The organism is Rhodococcus sp. BH4, assembly GCF_002079265.1.
Taxonomy (GTDB): Bacteria; Actinomycetota; Actinomycetes; order Mycobacteriales; family Mycobacteriaceae; genus Rhodococcus_F; species Rhodococcus_F qingshengii.
Genome location: NZ_CP014941.1, coordinates 2,100,832 through 2,116,241, shown reverse-complemented (window position 1 = coordinate 2,116,241; position 15,410 = coordinate 2,100,832). Strand labels below are relative to the sequence as shown.

General features: G+C 63.8%; 14 protein-coding genes. 7 read left to right on the top strand and 7 right to left on the bottom strand.

The window, feature by feature from the left end:
• Nucleotides 1–116 precede the first annotated feature (116 nt).
• Nucleotides 117–1,670, bottom strand: a complete 1,554-nt coding sequence (locus tag A0W34_RS09775; protein ID WP_065455178.1) for a DNA polymerase Y family protein — start codon at nt 1,668–1,670, stop codon at nt 117–119.
• Nucleotides 1,667–2,557: a hypothetical protein gene (locus A0W34_RS09770; RefSeq protein ID WP_081557619.1), complete on the bottom strand. Its 891-nt coding sequence runs from the start codon at nt 2,555–2,557 to the stop codon at nt 1,667–1,669. Before A0W34_RS09770 ends, A0W34_RS09775 begins: the two co-directional genes overlap by 4 nt.
• Before the next feature lie 227 nt (nt 2,558–2,784).
• Between A0W34_RS09770 and A0W34_RS09765 the strand changes: the two genes are divergently transcribed.
• The gene (locus tag A0W34_RS09765) at nt 2,785–3,984 is read left to right on the top strand and encodes a serine/threonine-protein kinase (protein ID WP_003940952.1); all 1,200 of its coding nucleotides are present in this window, start codon (nt 2,785–2,787) and stop codon (nt 3,982–3,984) included.
• Between the two features lie 9 nt (nt 3,985–3,993).
• On the opposite strand, the gene A0W34_RS09760 is transcribed toward A0W34_RS09765, so the two are convergent.
• Together A0W34_RS09760 and A0W34_RS09755 are read right to left on the bottom strand one after the other, a co-directional pair.
• Nucleotides 3,994–5,385 (bottom strand): FAD-binding oxidoreductase, encoded by a 1,392-nt coding sequence (locus tag A0W34_RS09760; protein ID WP_003940869.1) that lies wholly within the window; start codon nt 5,383–5,385, stop codon nt 3,994–3,996.
• Nucleotides 5,382–6,218: a class I SAM-dependent methyltransferase gene (locus A0W34_RS09755; RefSeq protein WP_007727495.1), complete on the bottom strand. Its 837-nt coding sequence runs from the start codon at nt 6,216–6,218 to the stop codon at nt 5,382–5,384. Before A0W34_RS09755 ends, A0W34_RS09760 begins: the two co-directional genes overlap by 4 nt.
• A 135-nt stretch (nt 6,219–6,353) precedes the next feature.
• Between A0W34_RS09755 and A0W34_RS09750 the strand changes: the two genes are divergently transcribed.
• The 6 genes from A0W34_RS09750 to A0W34_RS09725 all read left to right on the top strand — a co-directional run bounded on the left by A0W34_RS09750 (nt 6,354) and on the right by A0W34_RS09725 (nt 11,932).
• Entirely contained in the window at nt 6,354–7,031 is a 678-nt protein-coding gene (locus A0W34_RS09750; RefSeq protein WP_003940889.1) for a winged helix-turn-helix transcriptional regulator, read from the top strand.
• A gap of 110 nt (nt 7,032–7,141) precedes the next feature.
• Nucleotides 7,142–7,726, top strand: a complete 585-nt coding sequence (locus tag A0W34_RS09745; protein ID WP_003940687.1) for a M15 family metallopeptidase — start codon at nt 7,142–7,144, stop codon at nt 7,724–7,726.
• Between the two features lie 2 nt (nt 7,727–7,728).
• Nucleotides 7,729–8,370, top strand: a complete 642-nt coding sequence (locus tag A0W34_RS09740; protein ID WP_047270193.1) for a phosphatase PAP2 family protein — start codon at nt 7,729–7,731, stop codon at nt 8,368–8,370.
• A 75-nt stretch (nt 8,371–8,445) separates the two neighbouring features.
• The gene (locus tag A0W34_RS09735; protein ID WP_065455179.1) at nt 8,446–9,144 is read left to right on the top strand and encodes a response regulator transcription factor; all 699 of its coding nucleotides are present in this window, start codon (nt 8,446–8,448) and stop codon (nt 9,142–9,144) included.
• Nucleotides 9,141–10,535, top strand: coding sequence for a sensor histidine kinase (locus A0W34_RS09730; protein WP_081557618.1), 1,395 nt, complete (start codon nt 9,141–9,143; stop codon nt 10,533–10,535). Before A0W34_RS09735 ends, A0W34_RS09730 begins: the two co-directional genes overlap by 4 nt.
• A 188-nt stretch (nt 10,536–10,723) precedes the next feature.
• Nucleotides 10,724–11,932 carry an MFS transporter gene (locus tag A0W34_RS09725; protein ID WP_081557617.1) on the top strand — a complete coding sequence of 403 codons (1,209 nt, stop codon included), beginning with the start codon at nt 10,724–10,726 and terminating at the stop codon, nt 11,930–11,932.
• Here the strand turns inward: A0W34_RS09725 and A0W34_RS09720 are convergent.
• The 3 genes from A0W34_RS09720 to A0W34_RS09710 are packed head-to-tail and all read right to left on the bottom strand — an operon-like array spanning nt 11,929 to nt 15,369.
• Nucleotides 11,929–13,383 (bottom strand): MFS transporter, encoded by a 1,455-nt coding sequence (locus A0W34_RS09720; RefSeq protein WP_042449833.1) that lies wholly within the window; start codon nt 13,381–13,383, stop codon nt 11,929–11,931. The genes A0W34_RS09725 and A0W34_RS09720 overlap by 4 nt on opposite strands.
• A gap of 49 nt (nt 13,384–13,432) precedes the next feature.
• Nucleotides 13,433–14,092 carry a response regulator gene (locus A0W34_RS09715; RefSeq protein ID WP_003940972.1) on the bottom strand — a complete coding sequence of 220 codons (660 nt, stop codon included), beginning with the start codon at nt 14,090–14,092 and terminating at the stop codon, nt 13,433–13,435.
• Entirely contained in the window at nt 14,089–15,369 is a 1,281-nt protein-coding gene (locus A0W34_RS09710; protein WP_037125680.1) for an ATP-binding protein, read from the bottom strand. The genes A0W34_RS09715 and A0W34_RS09710 overlap by 4 nt, the downstream gene beginning before the upstream one ends.
• Between the last annotated feature and the right edge of the window lie 41 nt (nt 15,370–15,410).

Here is a 15,410-nt window from a genome sequence, read left to right as displayed (position 1 = left end):
TTTTTGAATGTCATCAACGCTAGGCGCCCGATGGCGTCGGTGCGATGGCGCCAGCGCCCCTACTGTTCGTACAGTCGACTCGACCATGTCCGGTACAGCTGGCTGTACCTGCGAGCTCATTCGTACACACCCTCCACCGACCATCCACCGCCTTCACAGATCATCAGCAACGCCCGCGATTCCTCCAACAGCACCTGAGCCCGCGCGGCCGTGCGCGCCGAGGCTGCGTCCCACCATCGCTCGTCCACCGGCCAGGGCCCGGCCCATCCCTGCACTGCCCATTCCTTGCTCCCCCACTTCAGCCTTCCCGGCTGCGAGCTGAAGACACCGCGCTCAGTGACGTACACGGCGTTGCCGGCCACATCCTCCAGCCATACCTTGGGATTGTCGACGAAGATCGACCCCGGAGACGGCTGCGGCAGACGACCAGGCCACGGGGCTGTCGGATCATGAGCAGCTACCCGCTCGTCACCCAAGGGCAACAGGGTAATTCGCTCCGAGGGCCCTCGACCACCGCTCAGGACACCGACCTGAACAGATTCGCCGCCCAGAAGACCTTGCACGCGCACCAATGCTCGCCTGGCCCGCTCCTCCTCGTCGCCGACACCGCCCCACAGCCCCAACTGCAAAGCGCCGGCACTGACCACCTCCACCGGTTCCAGACGCAACACCGCTATGCCTGCGGTCGGCCGGGTCTCACTGCGCCCGGTGAGCCAGCCGTCCAGTTGCCATCGCACTCGATCGGCCGTTCCCTCCGGTGTCAGAGGTTCGGCGCAACGCCAAGTCCGAGAAAGATTTTCACCGTTGCCCGTGCTGGCCGAAATCGACAGGCGGGTGCACGCCACTGCGGCAGCCGACAATTTGTCGTGCAGGAGACTCGCCAAGGCGCGCCCGGCAAACGCTGCGGCATCCACCCGCTCGATCGACGGATCGTAATGCTGCTCCACTTCCAGATCCGGCGGAAGCGTCCGCGCCGACGGTGGCCGCTCGGGTTCACCGCGCGCCGCACGATGCGCGAGCACCGCATCGGCCCCGAAACGCGAAGCGACGTCCACTGCCGGTAAATCCGCGAAAGCACCGATGGTTCTGATCCCGAGCCTGCGCAGCAGATCCACCAACTCCCCGCGATGCGGCGCAGACAGACTGGGCTCTGCCGCCAACTCCGGCATGGGTAGCGGCGCCAGAAACCGTGCCCCCTCCCCCGGCGGCACCAGCGCTGCCCGGCGCGCGGCAATGACCGCTGTGGACAGTTGATCCGCCACACCCACCTGACCCTCGACGCCCGCAGCAGATGCCTGATCCACCAATCGTTCCGCCGCGGCTTCCTCCGAACCGAAGTACCGACTGACACCTCGCGCACTGAGCACCAACAAACCGGGACGGAGTACCTCGACGCCCGGTGCCACCGCATCGATGGCCGCGGCGACCGGCTCGAACAATCTGGCGTCGCGTTCCGGATCTGCCATCGCCACATACAGTTCCGGGCAGCGGGCCTGCGACTCGCGTCGGCGCAGGCCTCGTCGCACTCCCTCCGCGCGGGCCGTCGCCGAACATGCGATCACCCGATTACCCGAGGTGACCGCGACAGGATGCGTGGCAGGAAGATCGGCAAGCGCTGCCGCTGCCACCGCCGGCCAGTCCGGGCACCACAACGCCAGAACTCTGCTCACAGTGACACCACCCGCGACGACACCACCCGCGACGACACCACCTGCTCCGACACCACCTGCTCCGACACGGCCTCGACCGGCCGGGAAGGTACCCACTCGACCCGCCCGGCTGCACTACAGATGTCCAGACGCGTGGTCCGGGGCTGGAACGAGCGCCCCCGAGCACGAACCGCGAGGCTCAGGGAACTGAGCCGACCACGCCCCAACTCACGGCCCTGACCGAACCCACCGTAACCATGAACCCGAGCGTCCAACCGAACTTCGGCCCCGTCCCAGTGACCTTCGGTGACAACAAGAGTCGAGCCCTTGCTCCGGGCGCGCGCCACCACCGCTCGCGCACGCGACGGGGATACCGACGCACCCGCCAATCCCAGAATCACCAGATCCATACCGTCAAGCAGCACAGCAGCGATCTCGACCGGATCCGGCCCAGGCGCCGGAATGAGCGCCAGACGTTCCAGTTGCGCACCCATCTCGTACGCCGCCAGCAATCCCAGTCGAGGTTGCCCGATGACTGCCACATGCCCCCCGGACGCCGTCACGGACGCGACCAATCCCAAGAGCAAGGAAGCAGCGCCCTCGACGGACACCACGGTTCCGCGCACCAAACCGCCCTGCGGTAGCAATGCCCCGATACCTTCCGGCACTGGGAGAACACCAGCCTTGTGCGCGCGGTTCACGACCGGTATGTCCCGGTCGGCAACACTCTCGAAGGCTGCTGCACTTGTCCCGGAAACACCAGCCACGGAAACACTCGGTCCCGAAAACGACGTATCGCCGCGAGAGGGAATGGACGCGATCTGTCGGCGGAGCTGTGCCAGCCGATCCTGACGGGACAACCCCGCCGCATCTGCCGACAGCTCCACCAACTCGGTCACCTCGGTCATCCCCATCCTCCGGAACACCGGAAAAACTCACTCGGCAGCAATCCATAACCAGCCGGCAAACCGCGGGGAAGTCGGGTCTGACATGCATCCAACGAACAGCAATTTCGAACATATTTTCGAACTGTTTTCAGTAAACCGTGTCACCCCCGACACGTCAAGCAGAGCAAAAAACCCAGTTCACAGGAGCCTCGAGCGTCACAGTGGCATCAATCCATTAACCTTGAGATGTGACAGCTCAGGAGCAGACCGGGAGGGGCATCGGGCCCGAATACCTGCTGGCGGGGCGGTACCGACTCCGCTCCAAGATCGGCGACGGAGGCATGGGCGCCGTCTGGCTGGCCCGCGACACCCTCCTCAGCCGTGACGTCGCGGTGAAACAGGTCACAAGCACGGAAGGCCTCGACACCGAAACGGCCGAAGAGGTCCGTGAACGTACATTGCGCGAAGGCAGGAACGCCGCAAAGCTCACCCACCCCCACTCCATCGCCATGTACGACGTCGCGATCGAGTCCGGTGAACCGTGGTTGGTCATGGAGTACTTCCCCGCCCGCAGCCTCGCCCAGGCGATGAACCTGGCCGACACGTTGCCACCGCTGGAGGTCGCGCAGATCGGCGCGCAGATCGCTGCGGCACTCACCGAGGCGCACGCCGCCGGCATCGTCCACCGCGACATCAAGCCCGGCAACATCCTGATCGCCGACCGAGGCAAGTCTCTCGGCACCGTCAAGATCAGTGACTTCGGCATCGCCCGCGCAAAGAGCGACGTATCCGACACCCAGGACGAGGTCATCACCGGCACTCCCGCGTACTTTGCACCCGAAGTTGCCCGCGGCGACGATCCCACCGAGGCCAGTGACGTCTTCTCACTCGGGTCGACGCTCTACACGGTGATCGAGGGTCAACCGCCCTTCGGCATCGACTCGGACGCCATCGCTCTACTGCATCGTGTCGCCAAGGCCGAGATCTACCGACCCACCAAGTCCGGACCGCTCACCGACGTTCTCCTTCAGCTCCTCGAGCCGGACCCCACCCGTCGGCCGACGATGGCTCAGGCACGCGACGCGCTCGCTGCAGCCGCGACGGGCGGTGGCACGATCGAGCAGTTGATCGACGCTCCCGTCTACTCGTCCGAAGGCGCCGTGCCGGCGTGGGCTCACCGCACCACACAACTCGCCGACCCACACCGCCGCAATCGCCTGACCGGCTCCACGATCACCGGACTGCCTGCAGTGCAACAGAACACGCCACTGCGGAACGTTCCCAGCCCCATGGACATGTTCTCCTGGCCGCCGCGGATACCGACCGGCCCCGCCGATGCCAGCACCCGCGACAAGGTAGTGGCTTGGGCTCCCCTCGCCATGACAGGCATGGTTGCCGTCATCATCTTGGCCGCACTGATCGTCGTCATCCTGGTGTTCACGGCCTGACCGGACGCTCTACGCGGGCAGAATGTTTGCGTTGAGGTGAAACACGTTGTCCGGGTCGTACTTCGCCTTGACGGCGGACAATCGCGCGTACTTCGCCGCACCGTAGGACGCTCGCACTCGGTCCTCGTCGACATCGGTCATGAAGTTGACGTACCCGCCTTGATTGGACGAGAACGGACGCAAGGCTTCCCAGGTCTCACGCACCCACGATCGATCCAATTCCAGTGTCCCGGCATCGGTGGCCGTAGCCGTCATGTTGCACACGTAATGTGGTGTGCGAGAACCACCGAACGCAGTGTCGTCCTCGCCGACGGAGGTGAAAGCTCCCTGCAGCGGAAAGATCGGCATGAAGGACATCGGCGACGATTTCTTGCCCGCTTGCTCGGTCAGAACATCGATCACGTCGTCGGAGAAATCCACCAGGTCCAAGGCCTTCTCATAGGCGTATGCACCCCATGGTTCCGATTCGTCGAGCATCGACTGTAAACCGATGTACGGGAGCGGGGTGACGAACTCGAACAGCGTCGGCACGCCCTCTCGAATCGGCGCAATCGCGTTCGAGTGTTCCTCTTCCGATCCGAAACCGGCTACCAGCAACGCGTATCCGGGCAGCAGGTGAAACTGATCCGGAACAAACGGTGCCGGAGGCGCGGACAAACCGACGGCAACCATCGCTCCGGCATTTCTCGGCAGGGCAGGCACCACTTCGCGGCACAGACGAAGCGCTGCGGGTCCGTCCTCCATCCCCCAGAAGAACAGTCCCAGATGCACTTCCGGACCGATCTCGCTCAGACGGTACTCGAACTCGGTGACCACTCCGAAGTTTCCGCCGCCGCCGCGCAGCGCCCAGAACAAGTCGCTGTGATCGTTCTCGGAGGCCCGCACGATCGAACCGTCGGCGAGCACCACCTCTGCCGACACCAGATTGTCGATCGCCAGGCCGAGCGTGCGCGTCAACCACCCCATGCCGCCGCCGAGGGTCAGGCCACCGACGCCGGTATCACTGATCACTCCACCGGTCACTGCCAATCCGTGTTCCTGCGTCGCGGCGTCGAGGTCGGCAATCGTCGCACCACCACCGACCCTGGCTCGCTTCGCGGACGGGGCGACACTGACTACGTTGATCGCACTGAGATCGATCATCACACCGCCCTCACACACCGATGTACCTCGGTAGGAATGCCCACCACCTCTGACCGAAACCTCCAACGAATGGGCTCTGGCAAATGCAAGTGCCACAGACACATCCGACGCCGACCGGCACCTGGCGATCACCGCCGGACGATGATCGATCTGCCCGTTCCAGATCGACCTGGCGTCGTCGTACTCCGGATCTCGGGGGCTGAACACAGAACCCGTGATCGCCGATTTCAGTGGCGCGAACTCGACCGTCGTCATCATGCACCGCCCTCATCGGGTGTCGCGGTGAGAAGCAGGTACTCCCACTCCATCACGAACGGCTCGCTTCCGCTGCCGTACTTCTTTGCCAACTCGAGCAGATCGCGATCGAGCGCCTGCGTGCGGTCAGGATCGCCGGCGATGTTCCGGTACACCGCGATGGTCGGGCCGTAATTCTTCTTGAAGAAATCGCGGAAATCTTCCGGCCCGCTGAATGTGTCCACACGAAGTACGTCTTTCCTCGCGGCAACATCGCCGAGCAGATCCCGAACATGGTTCTCGTCGCCCCACAAAGGCGCCGGCTGCGAACCAGGAGGCGGCGGCGGTGCATACGGCTTCATCGTTTTGAACATCTCGCCGATGAATCCCGTCGGAGTCCAACTCAGCACTCCGATCTTTCCGCCGGGTCGGCATACTCGCAAAAGTTCGTCAGCGGCGCGCTGATGATGCGGGGCAAACATCACACCGACGCACGAGAGCACTACGTCGAACTCGTTGTCGCCGAACGGAAGAGCCTCGGCATCGGCCTCCTGCCAATCGAGTTCGACACCCGCGAGCGCCGCGGCCTCCCGTCCTGCCACGAACAGTTCGGGAGCCAGGTCGGTGGCGATCACCTGCGCACCCAGCGCAGCCGCCGGAATGGCGGCGTTGCCGGACCCCGCCGCGACGTCGAGCACCCGATCTCCTTTCTGCACGCCGCATTCACGCACCAATACAGGTCCGAGTTCCGCGATGACCTGCGTCGCCACCGCCGGATAGTTACCGAGCCCCCACATTGCCCGGTGCTTGGCCTTCAGCTCCCGGTCCAACCCGAGAGTCCCCGTTGATTCACTCATTACCGTTCTCCTTCAATAATTTTCGTACTCGGAGCCCGACAGCGTTCATGCCGTTACTCCGACGCTACGACGACGGTTCGCTCCTCTCCAGTACGAAATCTGTACCGGAGCACCCCGGAGGCCTACGATCGAGAGATGGGGTCCTCGTACCACCAGTTCTGCCCCGTCGCCAAGGCGATGGAGCTACTCGACGAGCGGTGGACACTGCTTCTCCTCCGCGAACTGATCATGGGAAGCGAACATTTCAACGATCTCCGCCGCGGGCTCCCGCGAATGTCACCGACTCTGCTCTCGACCCGGCTTCACCAACTCGCGGTCGCCGGCATCGTGGAGCGAGAAGAAACCGACTGTGTCGTCAGCTATCGTCTGACCGACGCCGGCCGCGAACTGCGCCCTGTGGTCGAAGCTCTCGGCATCTGGGGTACCAGGTGGATCGGTGAACTGGGCGACGAAGATCTGGATCCGAAGCTGCTGCTGTGGGACATGCATCGCCGCGTGGATCATTCCGTGGTGCCTGAAGGCAAGACCGTGGTGCACTTCGCATTCTCCGGAGTACGTGGACATTCGCGGAACTGGTGGCTCGTCATCAATTCCGGTGAGGTGGACATGTGCGATATCGATCCGGGTTTCGACGTTGCAGTGTCGGTCTCTGCGGGCTTGCGACAGATGACCGAGATCTGGCGAGGTAACCTGACCTGGTCGGACGCCATACGGTCCGGTGACGTCACCATCTCTGGGCCTACTGCGTTGCGTCGTAGCCTGCCATCGTGGTTCGAGCTGTCGACTTTCGCGTCGATCCCGCGCCCCGCGTAGCGCGCGCTCACCAGCCCCGTTCCGTCCTGTTACAGAGCTGTTGCAGACCGTGACACCGTCGACGAACGGTGACCACCTGCCGGTGACACTGACCGAGAAGTCTCTGTTGTATGCCCAGCCACCGCGGAATCATCCGCTTCGTCGCACTCGGTGCAGTCGTGCTCGGTGCGGTCGCGCTCAGCTCCTGCTCGTACACAGAAGAAGCACAACCGAAGAGCGGTAACTACCTTGCCACTCAGCCTGATTCAGGACCTTCAGGCGGCGAGATCGAGGACGGCATCAGCTTGCAGGACACTCATGTGCCAGCGCTTGCCCGTCTCGATTCCGCACTGCTCGCGGCGCTCCAGTCGGCAGCGGCCGACGCACAGGCATCCGGCGTGGACATGCACGTCACGTCGGGTTGGCGGTCCGCGGCATACCAACAGCGACTGTTCGACGAAGCCGTCGTCAAGTACGGCAGCGTGGACGAAGCGTCCAAGTGGGTGCACTCGCCGAGCCTGTCCAAGCATGTCAGTGGACAGGCCGTCGACATCGGACCGACCGACGCCGACGACTGGCTCATTCAGCACGGCAGCGATTACGGCCTCTGCCAGACCTACGCCAACGAGATGTGGCATTTCGAATTGGCAACCACTCCTGGCGGGGAATGCCCGCCACAACTGAGCAACCCCTCGGACGAGAGAGCGGAAGGCTGATCATGACACGAGTCAAACCAGCGAGACTGATTGCCGCACTGGCACTCTTGATCCTCGGAGTCGTCGAATTCGAATTGGCGGTCAACACGACCGGTGGTCAGATCGTCGACCAACAACTCATGGTGGGCGCGGCCACCTCCGAACGCCTCAGCGTGTTCTCCGCCGAGTTCATCGGCCTCGTCACCCCGATACTGATAGTGGGAGGAGTGCTCGTGGCGCTCATGATCACATTGCGCAACAACCCGATTGCGCTAGCTTTACGCGTCGTCGTCGTGACCCTCGGTCCCATCACGACGGCCTGGGTTCTCAAACAATCGCTGGATCGACCGGACCTGAACGGTCTGGTGATGCACAATTCCTTCCCCAGCGGCACTTTGACGGCCATAGCTGCTCTGGTCTGCGCGATCGTGATCGTCACGCCCTCGAGGTGGCGGGCGGTCGTTGCGGTCAACGGTGCGCTGATCACCATCGGAACCGCGATCTCGGTAGTCGTGCTGCAATGGCACCGCCCGAGCGACGTGATCGGTGCACTACTGCTCGTCGGCTGCTACACCCTCGCTGTGTCGGCATTTCCGTTGAACACCAGCGTCGCCCGGCATGCGGTGCTGGCAGACTCAGGCAACGAGCGACTCTCGCGAGTGTGACCCCTGTACCCTTGGCTGACCGAGATTTCTCCGACCGCAGAAGGCCCCTGATCATGGCGAGTCCAAGGTGAGCTCATGGTGAGCATTCTTTTCATAGAAGACGATCCAGCCGTGGCCGAGGCAATCACGTTGGGACTGAACCGACTCGGGCACGACGTCAGCCATCGCCCCGACGGTAACGGTGATTTCGACGACGCCCTGGGTGCCACGGACCTCGTCCTACTCGACCTCGGGCTGCCGGGTGCCGACGGTTACGAGATCTGCCGACGTGTCCGCACCCGAAGTTCGATCCCGATCATCATTCTGACCGCTCGGTCCGACGACATCGACACCGTCGCCGGCCTGGAAGCCGGTGCCGACGACTACGTCGTCAAACCGGCCAGTCCGCGCGTCCTCGACGCTCGTATCAAAGCCGTCGTGCGGCGCTCGGCACCCGCAACGACGCGCCCGGATGCGACGCCGGGTGCAGAGACGTTCGGCGACCTGGAATTGGATCGGTCGTCGCTGCAGGTCCGCAAGGCCGGGATGCTGCTGACCCTCACCCCGACCGAACTCCGACTGATCCTGGCGCTGACCGAGAACCCCGGACAGGTCCTGAGCCGCCGACAGTTGTTGTCCGCAGCCTGGGACCAGGAGTATCTGGGTGATTCCAGAATCGTCGATGCAGCAGTGCAGCGGCTGCGCGGAAAGATCGAGGACGACCCGGCCGCACCGACCGTCATCGAAACGGTGCGCGGGTTCGGGTATCGCTTCAACACCAGCCCAGCCCGATGAGACCGACCTGGCTTCAGGTCGACGGTCTGCGAACCAGGCTCGTGCTCGTGTTCATCGCAATCGTCGTGATCATCGCCGGGGCAACCGCGGGTGTCGTCTCGTTCATGGCGCGGTCGTGGATCTATTCCAACGCTCAGGATGTCGCGACCGCACAATTTCGCGACGAACTGCAATACGTCAACGGAACACCGGTAGACGAGTTGACGCCTGCCAACCTCCAACAGATCTTCCAGTCCGACATGACGCTGATCGTCGACGGCGAAGTCATCCGTCAAGGATCCGTGGATGCGGCGACCATTCCGCCCAGCTTCGACGAAGGTTTGGACAGTCCGAAGCTGATCCGTTTCGAGAGGCTCGACTCCCAGCGCATCATGTTGGGAATGTCCGTCAATGTCGTGGACATGAGCGCGGACGACAGCTACGACAACGAGACATTGGTCAAAGCCGTCACCATCCGGCCGCTGGTAGGAGTGCAGGACAAGTTCGACGACCTGCTTCGAGCTGTCGGCCTCACCCTCGCCGCCGGTGTGTTGGTGAGCGGACTACTCGGGCTATGGATCGCGTCGACGCTTGTCCGTCCGCTCAAACGCCTGGACAAGGCGGCCGCCCGCGCTGCCGACGGCGACCTCAGCGTCCGACTCCCCGAAGACGGAGTAGCCGAACTCGCCCAGGTCACAACAACGTTCAACAACATGGTCGCTCGCAACGAAGCGGTCATCCGAGGTCTGGAAGAATCGGAAGAGCAGTCGAGAAGGTTTGTCGCCGACGTCTCCCACGAGCTCCGGACGCCGCTCGCAGCACTGGTGCCGGTCAGTGAGATCCTCCGTGAAGAGATCCCCAATCTTCCGCCCGACGCCGCCGCTGCCGCGCGCATCGTGAGCAGTGAGATCGGCAAGCTCACTCGACTTGTCGAAGACCTCATCGAAATGTCTCGCCACGACTCTCAGCAAGCGCACCTCGTCCTCGACGACGTCGACCTCGTCGAATTGACCGAGCGCACACTCGAGAGCCGCGGATGGACAGACACCGTCGAACTGCGCGCACCCGAAAGTGTCAGCGCCAGAGTCGATTCGCGTCGGATCGACATTGTCGTCGCCAACCTCGTCGGCAATGCACTGCGCCACGGAGCGCCCCCGGTTCGCGTCGAGTTGAGCGTCGAATCCGGTTTCTCCGTCATCACCGTCGTCGACCACGGCCCCCGCATCTCACCCGAAGACCGGCAGGCGATCTTTCGGCGGTTCTACAAGGTCGACACCGCGCGCGGACGCAGCGAGGGCAGCGGACTCGGACTCTCGCTCGCCGTCGAGAACGTGCACTTGCACGGCGGCACCATCGGCGTGGACCAGGTGGATGGTCGCACGGTCTTCACGGTTCGCCTGCCCCGTCGCTGACCCCTTCCCGAGCGAACGTACCTTTCGGCGCACCCAAGGCGATCGTCGTACCGTTCGCTCGAAAAGGGGTGGGCACTTCGCACCCTGAACCGTCCGCGTTTGACCAAATAGTGGGATTCTGGTTTCAGCATGTGAAACCACGCGAGTAGCGTCGGCATCGTCGAACAGCGTAGAGATCGGAGGGCACCATGACGCAGGCGCCGCGGCTGGAAAAGACGGCCGTCTCCCCGAAGGCGTGGACGATGCTCGGAATCGGCGTCGCAGCCCAGGCCGCAGGCACCGTCTTCGTCAGCACCCCCGCCTTTTTGATCCCGCTACTGCATTCCGAACACGGCCTCTCGTTGACGCAGGCCGGAACTCTGGCCGCTGCACCCACTTTCGGCATGGTTCTCACGCTGGTGGCGTGGGGAGCGATGGCCGACAGATTCGGCGAGAAATGGGTCATCTCAATCGGGCTCGGCCTGACGGCGATCGCCGCGCTGGCCGCGACCACCACCGACAACTACACCCTCCTCGGGATCGCATTTCTGCTGGGCGGAATGGCTGCGGCGAGCACCAACGCTGCCAGTGGACGTGTTGTGGTCGGCTGGTTTCCCAAGGATCGGCGCGGCCTCGCGATGGGAATCCGGCAGATGTCACAGCCCCTGGGCGTGACCATTGCGTCGCTGACCATCCCGACTCTCGCTGCGAACGTAGGAATCGGTTCGGCCGTCGGACTGTCGGTAGCTCTCAACGGCGTTCTCGCCCTGATCTGCGCCGTCGCATTGATCAATCCCCCGCGGCCGGCGGCGCGGCCCACAGATAGCCCGGTCGAGACGATCAACCCTTATCGTTCGAACTGGTTCCTGTGGCGCATTCACGTCGTCTCGGCACTGCTGGTGTTTCCGCAGTTCACCCTTTCGACATTCGGTATGGTCTGGCTGATCAGCGAGCAAGGATGGGACGCTGCGCCCGCTGGGCTCCTGATCGGGATCTCCCAGTTCGTGGGTGCACTCGGACGCATCGTTGTCGGCATCTGGAGTGATCGCGCCGGAAGCAGAGTAGGCCCGCTGCGGTTGGTTGCCGTCTCCGCGTCTGCGGTCATGTTGGCAATGGCGGCAGCCGGCGCAGCGCCTTGGGGCGTTCCCGCCTTGATCCTGCTGCTGGCAACCACTATCAGCGTCGCCGACAACGGTTTGGCATTCACTTCCGTCGCCGAAGCTGCCGGGCCGAAATGGCAAGGAAAAGCATTGGGCGCACAGAACACCGGCCAGTTCATTGCCGCGTCAGCAGTGGGCCCGGTGGTCGGTGCGCTGATCGGCGCGGTCGGCTACCCGCTCGCCTTCGCGATAGTCGCGGCATTTCCCGCCGCAGCAATTCCCTTGGTGCCCAGCCGCGATCGCGACATCAGCGTCTAGTCCCTCATCGGATTCGGTTGCACTGCAGGTCCCGTCAGATCACAATGCGGCTTGCAGGCAACCGAATCCGCTTCCTGAACAGGCTCTACTGTCGGAGTTCGGATCAGCGTCGCGGCGATCGCTGCACCGACCAACAGCAGTGCCACACAGATGTACATCGCGTACCGGAACCCGTCGGAGAAACTCGTCGGATCGACCAGACTTTCGGCGTCGATACCCACGAGGGCAGGCAAGGCCGCGACGGCAAGAAGTTGGCTCGTGCGAGCAACGGCATTGTTCACACCGGATGCGATTCCGGACTGCTCCACCGGTACCGAACCAAGCACCGCGGCGGTCAACGGCGCGACCATCACCGCCAGGCCGAGCCCGAACACCAGAACTCCCGGCAGCACGACGGTCAGGTACGACGCATCCGGGCCGATCCGCGTCATCAACACCAACCCCACCGCGGCAACGGCGGGCCCGACCGTCATCGGCAATCGCGGTCCATGCGTCTGCGCGTAACTGCCCGCGCGCGAAGACAACAGCAGCAATGCCAAGGTGATCGGTACCGTTGCGACGCCGGCAGCCACCGGCGAGTACCCGGCAACCAATTGCAGTTGCAGCACGAGCAGGAAGAACACACCGCCCAGCGCCGCATAGACCGCAAGGGTCACCAGATTGGCCGCGACGAACATCCGCGAACGGAACAGGGACGGCGGCACAAGGGCACTCGGTGAGCGTCGTTCCACCACGACGAACAGGCAGAGCGCGATCACTCCGATCAGCCCGACTATCGGGTTGACCTCGATCAGCCCGTACGTCAGTGCGCCGAGACCGACTACTGCGCAGGCAGATCCGACCACGTCCAGGTGCTCGGGCGGATGCGGGTCGCGGCTCTCCGGTACATGGCGCACCGCTGCCCACACCACGACGATCGCCAGCGGGATATTGAGCAGGAATACCGATCGCCATCCCGCCACTTCCACCAGCCAACCACCGAAAAGCGGTCCGATGGCGCCGGCAACACCACCTAAACCCGACCACAATCCGATTGCCGCGCCGCGGTCCTCCTCACGAAGTGACGCGGAGATGATGGCAAGGCTGCCAGGTGTCAAGAGCGCAGCTCCCACTCCCTGCAGGATTCGTGCAATCACCAGAAACGTGATGTCCGGTGCAATTCCGCACAGCAACGACGCGACCGCGAACCAGACCGTCCCCCACACGAATACCCGTCGCCGACCCCAACGATCACCGAGGGCTCCCCCGAGCAGAATCAGCGACGCCAAGGCCAAGGTGTAACCGCTGAGCGTCCACTGCAGTCCGGCGACACCGGAACCCAGTTCTTCACCGATGTGAGGAAGAGCAATGTTGACGACGGTGCCGTCGAGGAGAGCCATGCTCGAGCCGAGAACGGTGGCGGCGACAACCCAACGCCCACGCTTCGACGCGAGCGCCAGTGGTTCCGTCATCGGTCCATGGTGCGCCTTCACACGCAATCGCGAAAGAGCGCGCGGGAATTCAGTCGATCTGGCGGCGATGTGCCCAACGCGTCAACGCATTGCGATTGGACTGCTGAGTCTTTCGCAGGACGTTCGATGCGTGAGTCTCGACCGTCTTCACGGAAATCACCAGGTCCTCGGCGATTTCACGGTAGGTGTACCCACGTGCCAGCAATCTGAGCACTTCGAGTTCTCGCGGAGTCAGCGAGTCGAGTTCCGGATCGAGTTGCGGTTCGGGTGCATTGGAACGCCCGGTGAAGGAGTCCAGTACGAAGCCTGCCAGGCGAGGCCCGAACACTGCGTCACCACCGGCAACGCGTCGTACACCCTCGGCCAGTTCGGATCCCGAGATCGTCTTGGTCACGTACCCGCGCGCGCCGCCGCGGATCACCGCGATCACATCCTCGGCCGCATCGGAAACGCTGAGCGCCAAGCACACCGGGCCGGAATCGATTCCGCGCAGAACTGCCACTCCACCACCGTCAGGCATGTGGACATCGAGCAGAACGACATGCGGTTTCGTCGAGTTGATACCCGCGATCGCCTCAGCGACGCCACCGGCTTCACCGACTACGTCCATGTCTGCCTCGCGCGAGAGTTCCGCCCTCACCCCGGAGCGGAACACTGCATGATCGTCGACAAGAAATACGCGGTACGGGGGCGGCGCAAGCGAAGTCACTGGGGCTGTTCCTCGGGGTTGTCGACACGGTCAGCAGTCTGGTCCCACTTTAGAGCAGAGTCACCGAGCGGCATGTGCACGCGGATCTCGGTGCCCTTTCCGATGTCGGATCGAACCACGACGCGGCCACCCCGTCGCTCGATGCGACCACGAATCGACTTGGCCAAACCCTGACGGTCCTCCGGCACCGCATTGACGTCGAATCCGACTCCGCGATCACGAACGAACACACTGACCTGGTCGCCCTCGACCTCGGCGAAAAGATTGATTTCCTTCTCCCCCGAGTGCTTTGCGGAGTTGACCAGAGCTTCACGCGTCGCACCGAGGAGCGCGGTGAACGCTTCCTTGGGCAGACCGTTCTCGACGCCTTCGCCTTCGAGTTGTACGTCGCCGACCGTGACGGGGCGGACCGTGACGCCATGCTGGTCCTCCACTTCACCGGCGATGATCTTCAGACCTTCCGTCAGGCTCGTGTGGTCGATATCCCCGCCGCTGAACAACCACTTGCGCAGCTCGCGTTCCTGACCACGGGCCAGGCGCGCCACCTCTTGCGGATTGTCGGACTGCTTCTGAATCAGCGCCAACGTCTGAAGTACGGAGTCGTGCAGATGCGAGGCGATCTCTTCACGTTCGTCGTTGCGAATTCGGGCCGCACGCTCGGCGCCGAGAGCCCGCCACATCCGCAGCCACAGCGGCACCGTCAACAATCCGACACCGATCAGCGTCACCACCACGGCCAGCAGGGACGAGCGCAGTGCTTCGAGGTCGACCTGAGCAAGGACGACGACGCCGAGACCCAAGATGATCAAGGTCGCTCCCCCGACCACCCGCGCCCACGTGAGAACGGTAGGCCGCTGCGGCAAGCCGATGACGGTCCGGGGACCGTCGGAGTCGAACTCGCGCCACACCAAAGCGGCACCGATCGCGACGACGAAGAACGGTGCGAGCACCGAACCCGCTGTGCCGCTGAACAGCCAGGACAACGCGGCTGCGCCGCCCAATCCGAGTGCGATCAATCCGTACGCCCGCTGCCGCTCGGCCGCGGACGGCTTCTGGGTGTCCGTGCCGGCTGAGGTGAAGATCCAGAGGGCGCCGTAAATCACGATGCCGGATCCGGCCATCGCCGCCAGAATCGCGAAGGCGACTCGAACCTTCAGGACGTCGATCCCGAGATGATCGGCGATACCGCCTGCAACACCGGCGACGATGCGACCGCCGGAGCGCCGCTCCAGCTTTCGCAATGGAACACCGCCCGGAATGGGCACACCCTTCTTCATGGGTACGGCATGCACCGGTACCCCGTTGACGGGCGGGCCTC

Bases quoted from the DNA above. Each gene is read 5' to 3' on its own strand.
- A0W34_RS09770 (WP_081557619.1), bottom strand. From the start codon at position 2,557: ATGACCGAGGTGACCGAGTTGGTGGAGCTGTCGGCAGATGCGGCGGGG.
- A0W34_RS09760 (WP_003940869.1), bottom strand. From the start codon at position 5,385: ATGATGACGACGGTCGAGTTCGCGCCACTGAAATCGGCGATCACGGGT.
- A0W34_RS09755 (WP_007727495.1), bottom strand. From the start codon at position 6,218: ATGAGTGAATCAACGGGGACTCTCGGGTTGGACCGGGAGCTGAAGGCC.
- A0W34_RS09750 (WP_003940889.1), top strand. From the start codon at position 6,354: ATGGGGTCCTCGTACCACCAGTTCTGCCCCGTCGCCAAGGCGATGGAG.
- A0W34_RS09745 (WP_003940687.1), top strand. From the start codon at position 7,142: ATGCCCAGCCACCGCGGAATCATCCGCTTCGTCGCACTCGGTGCAGTC.
- A0W34_RS09740 (WP_047270193.1), top strand. From the start codon at position 7,729: ATGACACGAGTCAAACCAGCGAGACTGATTGCCGCACTGGCACTCTTG.
- A0W34_RS09735 (WP_065455179.1), top strand. From the start codon at position 8,446: ATGGTGAGCATTCTTTTCATAGAAGACGATCCAGCCGTGGCCGAGGCA.
- A0W34_RS09730 (WP_081557618.1), top strand. From the start codon at position 9,141: ATGAGACCGACCTGGCTTCAGGTCGACGGTCTGCGAACCAGGCTCGTG.
- A0W34_RS09725 (WP_081557617.1), top strand. From the start codon at position 10,724: ATGACGCAGGCGCCGCGGCTGGAAAAGACGGCCGTCTCCCCGAAGGCG.
- A0W34_RS09720 (WP_042449833.1), bottom strand. From the start codon at position 13,383: ATGACGGAACCACTGGCGCTCGCGTCGAAGCGTGGGCGTTGGGTTGTC.
- A0W34_RS09710 (WP_037125680.1), bottom strand. From the start codon at position 15,369: ATGAAGAAGGGTGTGCCCATTCCGGGCGGTGTTCCATTGCGAAAGCTG.